9 protein-coding genes are annotated in these 10941 nt (G+C 64.1%); 4 read left to right on the plus strand and 5 right to left on the minus strand.

Annotation, left to right across the window (positions count from 1 at the left end; all coding sequences use genetic code 11):
- Positions 1-88 precede the first annotated feature (88 nt).
- The 5 genes from QMX97_RS29760 to QMX97_RS29780 all read right to left on the minus strand — a co-directional run bounded on the left by QMX97_RS29760 (position 89) and on the right by QMX97_RS29780 (position 6369).
- Positions 89-856, minus strand: coding sequence for an FCD domain-containing protein (locus QMX97_RS29760; RefSeq protein WP_065904017.1), 768 nt, complete (start codon positions 854-856; stop codon positions 89-91).
- Between the two features lie 107 nt (positions 857-963).
- A complete protein-coding gene (locus tag QMX97_RS29765; RefSeq protein WP_201145314.1) occupies positions 964-1713 on the minus strand; it encodes an alpha/beta fold hydrolase in 750 nt (249 codons plus the stop codon).
- 103 nt (positions 1714-1816) lie between these two features.
- Complete coding sequence (locus QMX97_RS29770) at positions 1817-3181, minus strand: efflux transporter outer membrane subunit (protein ID WP_120450779.1); 1365 nt, start codon at positions 3179-3181, stop codon at positions 1817-1819.
- Positions 3182-3224: 43 nt separating this feature from the next.
- A complete protein-coding gene (locus tag QMX97_RS29775; protein WP_282398090.1) occupies positions 3225-5198 on the minus strand; it encodes a MacB family efflux pump subunit in 1974 nt (657 codons plus the stop codon).
- A 1-nt stretch (position 5199) separates the two neighbouring features.
- The gene (locus QMX97_RS29780) at positions 5200-6369 is read right to left on the minus strand and encodes an efflux RND transporter periplasmic adaptor subunit (protein WP_065904002.1); all 1170 of its coding nucleotides are present in this window, start codon (positions 6367-6369) and stop codon (positions 5200-5202) included.
- A gap of 256 nt (positions 6370-6625) precedes the next feature.
- Here QMX97_RS29780 and QMX97_RS29785 point away from each other — a divergent pair, with 256 nt between their 5' ends.
- The 4 genes from QMX97_RS29785 to QMX97_RS29800 all read left to right on the plus strand — a co-directional run bounded on the left by QMX97_RS29785 (position 6626) and on the right by QMX97_RS29800 (position 10800).
- Positions 6626-7108, plus strand: coding sequence for a sigma-70 family RNA polymerase sigma factor (locus QMX97_RS29785; RefSeq protein WP_282398091.1), 483 nt, complete (start codon positions 6626-6628; stop codon positions 7106-7108).
- 119 nt (positions 7109-7227) lie between these two features.
- Positions 7228-8565 (plus strand): SidA/IucD/PvdA family monooxygenase, encoded by a 1338-nt coding sequence (locus tag QMX97_RS29790; protein ID WP_065903997.1) that lies wholly within the window; start codon positions 7228-7230, stop codon positions 8563-8565.
- Between the two features lie 136 nt (positions 8566-8701).
- Positions 8702-9922 (plus strand): putative DNA modification/repair radical SAM protein, encoded by a 1221-nt coding sequence (locus QMX97_RS29795; protein WP_120449073.1) that lies wholly within the window; start codon positions 8702-8704, stop codon positions 9920-9922.
- Positions 9919-10800 carry a TIGR03915 family putative DNA repair protein gene (locus QMX97_RS29800; protein WP_282398092.1) on the plus strand — a complete coding sequence of 294 codons (882 nt, stop codon included), beginning with the start codon at positions 9919-9921 and terminating at the stop codon, positions 10798-10800. The genes QMX97_RS29795 and QMX97_RS29800 overlap by 4 nt, the downstream gene beginning before the upstream one ends.
- Positions 10801-10941: the final 141 nt, after the last annotated feature.

Genomic DNA, 10941 nt, shown 5'->3' on the forward strand with positions numbered 1-10941 from the left:
CGCGAATACGGTGCATCAGTCTCCGGATGCTTTGCTGACCCACCGCATTCGCGAGCAAGCCCGCTCCCGCACTGGGTCTGTGGTGTTGTTAAGAGTGATCGAACTCCAGTAGAAAATGCGGGCTGACCTGGCCTTCCAGCGCGGTCATGTGGTGTTCGGCGTCGCACATGTGTTCGTGCATCAGGCTGCGCACGGCTTTTTCATCGCCGGCGCGAAACGCGCTCAGCAACTGTTTGTGATAGTCGAGGTTGGCCGCGTCGAACTGCTTGCGCTTGGGCTTGTAGGCCTTTTTCAGCACCACCAGGTCACGCAGCAGGTCATTGAGGAACTGCGCCATGAAGCTCAGCAACGGGTTGGGGCATGCCTTGGCCAGCAGGTTGTGGAACTCCAGTTCCGCCAGGCGCTGTTCACGCTGGCCGGCCTCGCTGTCTTCCGGCGCGCTGCAGAAATCCACGTTGTCCTGCAGGGCCTGGTAGTCGTCCTCACTCAGGCGCCCGAGTACCGAGACGGCCAGTTCCACTTCGATGACCTTGCGCAACTGGTAGACCTGCTCGCCATCCAGGTGCTGGAAGTGCAGGTAGTTGCGCAAGGCGCGGCTGGCCGGCTCGGTACCCGCCTGGTTGAGGTAGGCGCCGCCGCTGGGGCCGGTGCGCGTGCTCACCAGGCCCTCGACTTCCAGCGCCTTGAGCGCCTCGCGGGCCGAGCCCTTGGAGCACTGGAAGCTTTCCATCAGCTCGCGCTCGGTGGGCAGGCGATCGCCGGGCTTGAGTGCATCGGTGACGATAGAGCGCTTGACCGACTCGACAATCACATCGGACAGCTTCTGGCGTTTGCGTCGTAGCGGGCGGCTTAGCATGGGTTCGATTTATCGTATTAATGCGGATAAATAGCACTTAATAACGATTGGGTCGCAGCGTCAACGCAGGGTGTCGTTTTCGGCCGCAACAGGTCGCAAACGGCGCGCTACTCCCAAGCGCCTGAATCGAGGCAGCGCGTCGACGCCGGCGGCTGCTTGCCATAGGCAAGGAAGTCGCCCACCCATTGGTTGACGCAGCCGCTGGGGCCTGGCGTGGCGGTGTCCTTGAGGTGCAATTGTGCAACCCGGGGCGCGGCCTTTTCGCCCGGCGCCGCATTCACCAGCACCATGCGCGCGACGCGGTCGGGAAACAGCGCGCCGTAGCGGCTGCCCAAGCGCGTGGCGCCGGCGTTACCGAGGTAGTGCAGCTGCGCGTCACCGAGTTGGGCCCGCACGAATTCCATGTCGCGCACGGCCTGCTCAAGACCATTCTTGTGCTTGAGGTCGCGCGGGCTGAGTTCGATCACGTCATAGCGATTGAGCAGCGTGCGATAAGCCTGGTTGGAATAGGCACCCCAGCGGCTGGCCAGTTGCACGGCGAAGGTGCCGCTGCGGTTGCGCCGGGTGGTGTCGCCAGCCTGGGCGAACACCACGCCTTCACGGCTCAGCGGATCGCGCGCGCCGACACGGGTGACGTACAGGCGCAGGTTGCCTTGGCGAGGCGCGGCGTAGTTGCGCGGGACACTGACGACGCCGCATTGGGTGCGTGCCAGCACTTCGGGGTCCAGGTGTTCGACCTGGGGGATGGGGCAGTCGAGCAGCCAGTCGATGGCGCTTTCGGTGATCAGTGGCTGGGCCAGGGCGGTGCTTGCCATCAGCCAGATACCGCCACAAGCGAGGTGTTTTGCAACAGTCATCAGGAGGTCCCGGGCAGCCGTGTGATGGCGGCTTTTTTACCAAGGACCTGGGTTGAAGAATGTAGGTCGAGAAAACAGCTCGTGTACGAAAGTGGAGTTTTGTTTAGCGGATATCAGTCTCCCAGCCGCCCCCCAGCGCTTTGTACAAGGCGATGCTGGCCTGCAGGCGCGACAGCCGCAGCTGCACGTTCAGGTCCTGGGCCGCGTACAGCGTGCGTTGGGTCTCCAGCACTGTCAGCAAGTCCTCGGCGCCTGCCTGGTAGCGACTCTCGGCGATCTGGAACGCGGTCTGCGCCTGTTGCAGCTCTTCGCTTTGCCATTCGCGCTGCTGGTCGAGGCGGGTGATGCTGCTGAGGGCTTTTTCCACATCGGCAAAGCCGTTGATGATCGCGCCACGGTAGGTTTGCAGCAGTTCATCCTGGCGGGCGCGGGCCTTGTCGCGCTCGGCGCTTAAACGACCGTTGTTGAAGATCGGCCCGACCAGCCCGGCGGTCAGCGTGTAGTACGGGCTGCGCAGCATTTCTGCGGCTTTGTATGCGTCCGAGCCAAGGGTCGCACCGAGGGTCACGGCCGGCAGCATGGCCGCCCGCGCCACGGTGACGTCGGCTTGTGCCGCCGCCAGCTGCGCCTCGGCCTTGGCGATGTCGGGGCGGCGACTGAGCAATTGGCTGGGCAGGCCAGCGCCGATGGTCGGCCAGCTCAGCGCCTGGAATGGTTCGGCGCCCAGGTCGAGGGCCTGCACCGGTTGGCCGAGGAGCGCCGCGAGGGTGATCCGCGACTCTTCGGCCAATTGCTCGATCAGCGGCAGTTGCCGTTGTTGGCTGGCCACCAGGCTTTTCTGCTGGGCCAGTTCCAGGGCCGTGGCGGAGCCGGCGTCGTAGCGCGTCTGCACCAGGTCGAGCACGTTGCGCGCGTTCGCCAGGTTGAGCTGGGCAATCTGTTCGCGCTCAACGGCCGCCAGGGTTTGCGCGTAGCGGTCGGCCACATTGGCGAGCAAGGTCAGTTCCACCGTCGCCTGGTCAAACTCGCTGGCCCGCAGGCTGTGCAGGGCGCTGTCGCGGGCGGCCGCGCGGCCACCCCAGAAATCCACTTCGTAACTGGCAGTGAGGTTGGCGCCGAAGTTGTCGACAACCTCATCGCTTTGCGACGCGTCCAGGCTCGGTCCGCCTTTGCCGCGCAGCAGTTTCTGGCGGCTGGTGTCGAGATTCAGCTTGACCTCGGGCAGCAGCGGCGCGCCGGCAATCACTGCGCTGGCCTGGGCCTGGCGGACCCTGGCCATGGCGGCGGCGACGTCGAAACTGTCACGCCGCGCCTGGTCGACCAGGCGATTGAGTTGCGGGCTGCCAAAGTGCGTCCACCAGCGCTGGTTGGTGGCCTGGGTCGCGTCGCGCTCGGCAAATTGCCAGGCGGCCGGCGGCGCAATACCGCTGTCGATGGCGCCAGGACTGCCGGTGCAGGCGCTCAACATCAGGCACAGGCTGAGCAGGGACAGGTGCGTGGGCAGGGATGGTTTATTCACTGGTCAATGCCTTAACCGGATCGAGCCGGGCAGCTTTACGGGCCGGCATAAAGCCGAATACGACGCCGGTGACCAGCGCGCAACCAAATGCGCCAAGGACCGCCACCAGGGAAAACTGGACCGCCACCTTGGCCAGCACCAGCACGCCGCCCACCAGCAGGGCCAGGGCGATGCCACAGAGGCCGCCGACCACCGAGAGCATCACCGCCTCGGTGAGGAACTGGCGCAGGATGTCGCGCTGGCGCGCGCCGGTGGCCATGCGGATGCCGATTTCGCGGGTCCGCTCGCGCACCGTCATGAGCATGATGTTCATCACGCCGATGCCGCCGACCAATAGCGAAATCGCCGCAATCGAGCCGAGCATCAACGACAGCGTGTTTTGGGTGCGCGCCTCGGCCTGGATCATCGCGGCGTTGTTGGTCAACTCGTAGTCGCGCTTGCCGTTGTGCAGCTTTTGCATCAGCGCGTCGATGGCCACCTCGGCCTCGTGGACCTTGCGCGCATCGGCGGCGGCGATCACCACGTATTCGGGGTTGTAGCTGCCAAACAGGCGCACGCTGGCGGCGGTGTAGGGGATGGCGATGCGGTCGTCGCTGTCCTTGTTGCCGGAGCTGGCGCCTTTTTCCGCGAGCACGCCGATCACCTGGAACGGCACGTTCTCGATCAGGATGTACTGGCCGATCGGGTTGACCTGGCCCTTGAGCAGCTTTTCGCGGATGCGGTGGCCAATCACCGCCACCGTGGCACCGGCGCGCTCATCGGCGGCGGTGAAATAACTGCCCTCAACCACCGGCCAGTTGAAAATGTCCGGGAAGTTGGTGTCATTGCCGCCCACATAGGCCATGTAGTCGACATTGCCAAAACGCACCCCGGCCTCGGTGCCGTTGACCGGCATGATGCGCTTGACCTGCGGCAGTGCCGCCAGCGCCGCGACGTCATTGAGGGTGACGATACCCAGCGGCGTGCGCGGGTTGGGCGACGAACCGCTGAGGTAGAGAATGTTGGAGCCGAACGCGCCCATCTGTGCCATGACCTGGCGCTTGCTGCCTTCACCGACCGCCAGCATCACCACCACCGACGCCACGCCGATGATGATACCCAGCAGGGTCAGCGCCGTGCGGAAACGGTTGATCCACATCACCCGCCAGGCGGCCTGCACCGCGTCGATCAGTTCGGCTTTCCAGGCGCCGTTGTGTTCGGCGCCGTCGGCCAGGCGCTGGCGCAGGTCCACGGCCTGCAAGGCGCCGTTGCTGGCGGGTGCGGGGACGTAGCTGTCGGCCTCGGCCGAATCGCTGATGATCAGGCCGTCGCGAATCTCGATGATGCGATTGGCCCGCGCCGCGACTTCGCGGTCATGGGTGATCAGGATCACCACGTGGCCTTGGCTCGCCAGCTCATCGAGCAAGGTCATCACCTCAGCGCCGCTGTGGCTGTCGAGGGCTCCGGTGGGTTCATCTGCGAGGATGATGTGCCCGCCATTCATCAAGGCGCGGGCAATCGACACGCGCTGCTGCTGGCCGCCGGACAACTGGTGCGGACGGTTACCGGTGCGGTCGGCCAGGCCCAGGCGGGTGAGCAGGGCCTTGGCGCGGGCGTGCCGTTCGGCGGCGCTGATGCCGGCATAAATCGCCGGCATCTCGACGTTTTCCTGGGCCGAACCCGACGGGATCAGATGGTAGCCCTGGAACACGAAGCCGAACGCTTCACGGCGCAGCCAGGCCAGCTCATCGCTGTCCAGGTGCGCGACATTTTCGCCGGCGAACAGGTAGTCGCCGGTTGTGGGCCGGTCGAGGCAGCCGAGGATATTCATTAATGTGGACTTGCCGGAGCCGGACGCGCCGACAATCGCGACGAATTCCCCGGCGTGGATCGACAGGTCGATGCCGCGCAAGACGTCGACCTGCGGGCTGTCGCCGCCGCCGTAGGATTTGCGGATGTGCTTGAGTTCGATCAGGGGCGTGGTCACCTCAACCCCCGTTGCCGTCGGCCGGGCCGATCAGCAGGTGATCGCCTTCATGCAGGCCGTCGAGCACTTCGACGCGCAGGCGATCACTGATGCCCAGGCGCACTTCGCGCTCCTCGATGCGCCCGTTTGCCGCCACTACGCGGGCAATCTGCCTATCGGCGCTCGAGGTGCCCTGCAACGCAGCGACCGGCACGGTGAGCGCGTCCTTCACGGCGCCCGCGACAAAGAACACCTGGGTGGTCATTTCGGCCATCAAGGCATTGTCGCTGTTGTCCACATCCAGTAGCACGGTGTAGAGCACCACGCGGCCGCTGCCGCTTTTGTTGGAGCTGTTGGGGCTGCCGCTGCCCTGGGTTTCATTCAACGGCTTGGGCGGAATCGGCAGGATTTGCCGCACGGTGCTGGTCCAGCGCCGGTTGCCGCCGCTCAGGGTGGTGAAATAGGCGGTCATGCCGGGTTTGACGTGGCCAATGTCGGCTTCCGAGACTTCCGCCCACACGGTCATCGGCGACAACTTGGCGATACGCAGGATCAATGGGGTCTGCTGCTGGGCGTTGAGGGTCTGGCCGACCCGCGCGTCCACCGCCACCACGGTGCCGGTCATCGGCGCATAAATGCGCGTATAGCCCAGTTCCGCTTCGTCGCTGCGCAGGCTGGCCTGGGCCTGGAGAATCTGCGCCTGGAACATGTCCATCCGCGCCTGGGTCGCGCTCAATTCGGCCTTGGCGGTTTGCACATCTTCTTCACGGGTCGCGTTGCCGGCCGCCAGGCGCTGCTGGCGCTGGTATTTCTGGCGCGCCAGTTCGTGCTGGGCTTTCTGCTCCTGCAACTGGGCCTTGAGGTTTTCGATGGCGTAGCGGCTGGCGTCGAGCTTGGCCTTTTGCGTGGACGGGTCGATTTCCACCAGCAACTGGCCTTCCTGGACCTGATCGCCGGCTTCGACGTGAATCTTGCGGATCTGCCCGGAGGCCTGGGCGCCCACGTCCACATATCGACGCGGTTGCAGGGTGCCGAGGGCCGTGACGCTGTTTTCGATATTGCCGCGGCTGACGGTGACGGTGGTGAGCGTGTCACGCCCCGGCGGCAACACCTGCCAGGCGGCAACGGCGATGAGGGGGAGCAGGCAAGCGATAACAAGCAAGGCGCGTCGGGCAGGGCGAGGGCGTTTCATGCTTAGGTTCCAGCCAGGAAAGTTCGGAGCGCAGTTGCGCAGAGCTGACAGTTAAACGAGAGAATTGCCCGGGGATTTAGGCTGTTACACAAGCGGTTACAGGTCCTTTGAAGAAAAATAATCGTCCATCGGTGCAAGTCTGCTTTAAAAGTAGATGAGAATTACTATAAATTGCACGCACCCAAACTGCCATTACCTCATACGCTGTCTTTTTCGCACTCAAGGACCTAATGCCGCCACCCGGCGGTCGGGAGTCATGTTGGAAAACTACTATCGCGAGCTGGTGTGTTTCCTCAACGCCAAGCTGGGCAACCGCCAGGTTGCCGAGGATGTGGTGCATGACGCTTATGTCCGGGTGCTGGAACGTTCCAGCGACACCCCCATCGAACAACCCCGCGCCTTTTTATACCGCACCGCCCTGAACCTGGTGATCGACGGCCACCGGCGCAACGCCTTGCGCCAGGTCGAGCCGCTGGATGTGCTGGACAGCGAAGAACGCTTCGCCCCCTGTTCGCCCCACGTCACCCACGACCACGGCCAGCGCCTGGAACTGCTCGAACGCGCCCTCGCCGAGCTGCCGGCAGCGTGCCGCGACAGTTTCATGCTGCGCAAGCTCGACGGATTGACCCACGTGCAGATCGCCGAGCGCCTGTGCATTTCCCGCGCGCTGGTGGAAAAACACATCGTCAACGCGATGAAGCACTGCCGGGTGCGGATGCGCGAGTGGGACGCGCACTGATCACCGATCAGTTAAATTTTATTTCACTGTCCTCGTTTCCTATCAACACATGACCTGTTGTGCAGGTCTTGAAGGTATTCCCGCCCCACCGCCAAGGGGCTTATCCAGAGGACACTGGAATGACACAGGCAATTGCTTCGCCCGCGGTTCACGACCTGATCGGTATCGGTTTCGGCCCTTCGAACCTGGCGCTGGCCATCGCCCTGCAGGAGCGCGAAAAGGCCCAGGGCAAACTGGACGTGCTGTTTCTCGACAAACAGGCTGACTACCGCTGGCACGGCAATACCCTGGTGACCCAGAGCGAGCTGCAGATTTCCTTCCTCAAGGACCTGGTAACCCTGCGCAACCCCACCAGCCCGTACTCCTTCGTCAATTACCTGAAAGCCCACGACCGCCTGGTGGATTTCATCAACCTGGGCACCTTTTATCCGTGCCGCATGGAGTACAACGACTACCTGCGCTGGGTCGCGGGGCAGTTCCAGGCCCAGGCGCGCTACGGTGAGGAAGTGCTGGCGATCGAGCCGATCCTGCACCAGCAGCACGTCGAGGCGCTGCGCGTGATCTCCCGCGATGCGCTGGGCGAGCAGCATGTGCGCACCACCCGTTCGGTGGTGGTCAGCGCCGGCGGCACGCCGCGTATTCCCGACGCGTTCAAGGCGCTCAAGGGCGACAGCCGGGTGTTCCATCACTCCCAGTACCTGGAGCGCATGGCCTCGCAGCCCTGCGTCGACGGCAAGGCCATGCGCATTGCGATCATCGGCGGTGGCCAGAGCGCGGCCGAAGCCTTTATCGACCTCAACGACAGCTTCCCGTCGGTGCAGGTCGACATGATCCTGCGCGGCTCGGCGCTGAAGCCGGCCGACGACAGCCCGTTCGTCAACGAAGTGTTCTCGCCGGCCTTTACCGATCTGGTGTTCCAGCAAGTCGGCGCGGAGCGTGAGCGACTGGTCGCCGAGTACCAGAACACCAACTATTCGGTGGTGGACCTGGACCTGATCGAGCGCATCTACGGGATTTTCTACCGCCAGAAAGTCTCCGGCATCGCCCGCCAGGCCTTCCGCACCATGACCGTGGTCGAGAAGGCCACGCCGGGTCCGCTGGGCATCGAACTGGCCTTGCGCAACAACGCCAACGGCGAAACCAGCGTCCACCATTACGACGCCGTGATCCTGGCCACCGGCTACGAGCGCCAGATGCACCGCGAACTGCTGGCACCGCTGGAAGCCTACATGGGCGACTTCGAAGTCAGCCGCGATTACCGCATCGTCACCGACGAGCGCTGCAAGGCCGGCATCTACATCCAGGGCTTCAGCCAGGCCAGCCACGGCTTGAGCGATACCTTGCTGTCGGTGCTGCCGATCCGCGCGGACGAGATCGCGGCGTCGCTGCATGCGCTGGACCGGCATCGCGGCAACGCGCGTTCGGTGCAGGACCTGCTGCTCGCCACCGCCAGTTGACACTGTAGGAGCCTGGCTTGTCGAATCGCCGCGGTGCGACGATACGACGAGCCCCGCGCCTACCAGTCATCATTCCAGGCTGGTATTCGGGATTGCTCGCTGATACTGTACAAAAAACCAGTATCGGTAGCCCTCCATGCAGTTGATCGAAAAACTCAGCATCCTCGCCGACGCCGCCAAGTACGACGCCTCCTGCGCGAGCAGCGGCGCGCCCAAGCGCAGCTCGGAGGGCAAGGCGGGGCTGGGTTCCACCGACGGCATGGGCATCTGCCACAGCTATACCCCGGACGGGCGCTGTGTGTCGCTGCTCAAGGTGCTGCTCACCAACTTCTGTCTCTACGACTGCCAATACTGCGTCAACCGCCGTTCCAGCGATGTGCCCCGCGCACGTTTCAGCCCGGAGGAGGTGGTGACCCTGACCCTGGATTTCTACCGGCGCAATTGCGTCAGCGGGCTGTTTCTCAGCTCGGGCATCATCCGTTCGGCCGACTACACCATGGAGCAGCTCGTCCGCGTGGCCAAATTGCTGCGCGAAGAACATGACTTTCGCGGCTACATCCATCTCAAGACCATCCCCGAGGCTGACCCGGCGCTGATCGCCGAGGCCGGGCGCTACGCCGATCGGCTGAGTGTGAATATCGAGTTGCCCACCGATGCCAGCCTGCAGACGCTGGCGCCGGAGAAACAGATCGGCTCGATCAAGCAGGCCATGCAGACCATCTACACCGGCGAACAGACGGTATTCAACGAACCGCGCGCGCCGCGTTTTGCCCCGGCCGGGCAGAGCACGCAGATGATCGTCGGCGCCGATGATACCGACGACAGCACCATCCTTCATGGGGCCGAGGCGCTGTACGGCAACTTCAAGCTGCGCCGCGTGTATTACTCGGCTTTCAGCCCGATCCCCAACAGCCCGAAAAGCGTGCCGCTGGCCGCGCCGCCATTGATGCGCGAGCACCGCTTGTACCAGGCGGACTTCCTGCTGCGCAGCTACGGCTTCAGTGCCGGTGAGTTGTTCCAGGGCCCCGGCCACCTGGCCCTGGACATCGACCCCAAGTTGGCCTGGGCGCTGGAACATCGCGAGGTGTTCCCGCTGGACCTCAACCGCGCCGAGCCGACGCTCATCGCCCGTATTCCCGGCATTGGCCTGCGCACCACCCAACGCCTGGTCGACCTGCGGCGTGAGCGCAAGATCCGCTTCGAAGACCTGGCGCGCATGCGCTGCGTGCTGGCCAAGGCCAAGCCGTTTTTCATCACCAGCGATTACCACCCGCAGCAGGCCGACAGCACCAGCGTGCTGCTGCGCGAACAATTGCGCGACCGCCCGCAGCCGCAACAGATGGGGCTGTGGGGATGATCAGCCTCGAATGCGACAACCTCTTCAGCACCTGGCGCGAGCAGGCGCGCTGGTTGCTCAGCCATCAGGTCGACCCCAGCCAGGTGAGCTGGGGCGGGGCCGAGGTGGCGGACCTGTTTGCCACCGACGAGCCGATTCCGGCGGGGCTTGGTCCGTTCCAGGCGCGGATTCCCAAGGCGCTCCTGGAGTTGCTCGAATCGGCTGCCTGTTACCACGGCGATCAGCGCTGGAGCTTGTTGTATGAGGTGTTATGGCGCGTCAGCCATGGCGACCGCACCGCGATGCTGGCGGGGGACAAGCTCGGCAGTGAGCTGCAGCGGCGGATCAAGCAGGTGAGTCGCGAGGCCCATCACTTGCACGCGTTTGTACGCTTTATCGCCGTGCCAGCAGAGGCGGGGCCGGAGTTGCCGGAGTACGTCGCCTGGCATGAGCCGGCCCATGACATCCTGAAAAGCGCGAGCCAGCATTTCATCGGGCGCATGGGACGCCATCGCTGGATGATCGCCACGCCGCTGGATGGGGTGTATTACGACGGCGAACAGTTGATTCATCAGCGCGAGTGCCCCGAGGCCTGGCAGCAACTGGCGCAGAATATCGAAGACCCGCACAGTGCCATGTGGTTGACCTACTACAGCCACATCTTCAACCCGGCGCGCCTGAACCCCAAGGTCATGGAAGGCCACTTGCCCAGCCGGTTCTGGAAGAACCTGCCGGAGGGCAAGTTGATCCCGGGATTGATCAGCGAGGCGCGCACCGGCAAGCAGAAGGATGGGCAGGCAAAGCTGATTGGAGCCCGACCCGGAAAGAGAATTGCCAATCCGATCAATGGCGGCGCGGGCTTGCCGGCGATGGTGGCGGGTCAGTTGGGTCAGAGTTGACGGGTACACCGCTATCGCAGGCAAGCCAGCTTGTGTCTTGCGCTGGGTTTAAACTGAGGATGAGAGCGGTGGATGGCAAGCCGACCGACAGCGGTGCTTAAAGCACGTGTGGGAGCCTATGCTGCCATCCACCTCTCCACT

Source organism: Pseudomonas sp. PS01298, from assembly GCF_029959745.1.
Taxonomy (GTDB): Bacteria; Pseudomonadota; Gammaproteobacteria; order Pseudomonadales; family Pseudomonadaceae; genus Aquipseudomonas; species Aquipseudomonas aylmerensis.